This is a genomic window from Streptomyces sp. WELS2, from assembly GCF_013870595.1.
Lineage (GTDB): Bacteria > Actinomycetota > Actinomycetes > Streptomycetales > Streptomycetaceae > Streptomyces.
Genome location: NZ_JACBWZ010001262.1, coordinates 1 through 1,302, shown reverse-complemented (window position 1 = coordinate 1,302; position 1,302 = coordinate 1). Strand labels below are relative to the sequence as shown.

1 pseudogene is annotated in these 1,302 nt (G+C 76.0%); it reads right to left on the bottom strand.

The features are described 5' to 3' along the window. Window positions 1-15: 15 nt before the first annotated feature. Window positions 16-621: pseudogene (locus tag H5J33_RS38820) on the bottom strand (DUF3459 domain-containing protein); the annotation flags it as partial. Window positions 622-1,302: the final 681 nt, after the last annotated feature.

Genomic DNA, 1,302 nt, shown 5'->3' with positions numbered 1-1,302 from the left:
CGGGAGGGTGACGCGCTAGGCCAGCCACACGGTGGTGTCCGGCGGCAGCACCCTCTCGCCGGGCAGCGGTGTGCTGCTCAGCAGGACCTCGCCGGGCGGCAGCGGCACCGGCTCGGCGCCCAGGTTGGTGACGCTGCGCCAGGCCTCGGTGCGGGTGAAGTCCAGTACCCCGTCCGGTGCGGCCGGGTTCCAGGTCAGCGCCTCGCCGTCCAGCAGTTTGCGGCGCAGCCGCAGGGCCGCGCGGTACAGCTCCAGCGTGGAGCCCTCCACACCGGCCTGCGCCTGGACCGCGTAGCCGGCGAAGGAGGTGGGCTGCGGCAGCCAGCCGGCCCCGGGCCCGAAGCCGTACGACGGTCCGGTCGTCGTCCACGGCAGCGGGACCCGGCAGCCGTCGCGGCCCTTGCGGGTGTGGCCGGTCTGCTCCCAGATCGGGTCCTGGAGCACCTCCGTGGGCAGGTCGGCGACCTCGGGCAGGCCGAGTTCCTCGCCCTGGTACAGATACGCCGAACCGGGCAGCGCCAGCATCAGCAGGTTGCCCCGGGTCTCCTCCGGGATCCGGCTCAGGGCCTGCTCGTGCAGGGTGTCCAGCGGGGGGCGGCGGCCGCTGCGCAGGAGGGTGGCGACCGTCTTCATGTACACCGGCTCGGCCGGGCCCCGCCGGGCGGGCGGGGCGACACGGCCGTACACGGCGGTGTACGGGCCGCAGTCGAGGCCGCGCTCGGTGAGGTGCTTCCAGGCCTCGGCGTCGGCGTGCAGATCCACCACGAGCGCGGTGTCCCCGGCCGAGCGCAGCCGCAGCTCCTCGCGGATCCAGTGCCAGGGCAGCGCGGTGTAGCGGAGGGTGGCCGCCGTGGTGCGGGCCAGCGCCAGATGGGGCCGGTGCTGGCGCCGGTCGAGGTGCAGTTGCCCGGTGACGTACACGGTGAGCGGCCCGGGTGCCGCCGCCGCGGCCCGCAGCCGGGTCAGCACGGCCTGCGGTTCCAGCGGGTCGGCGAGCTCCACGACGTTCGCGGTGTCGGCGCCGGACAGCACGGCGGGGGCGACGGCCGCCAGCACCGGCAGGACACCGGCCGCGTCCACCAGGCGCCCCCGGCCCACCGGCGAGGCCGCGAGCAGCAGCACGGTTCCGGGCATCGTGCCTCCCCCTGTCACCCGTGGGCCCGTCGGTCCGGGGCTCCGTAGATCCGCTCTCCAGCCAGCACCGTAACCGCTGGCACCGCGCGCCGGGGCCTCAGTACCGCAAACATCCCTGTACGAGGTCTTCGCCCGGCGGGCCCCCGCCGCCCGGCAGCCGGCGCACCG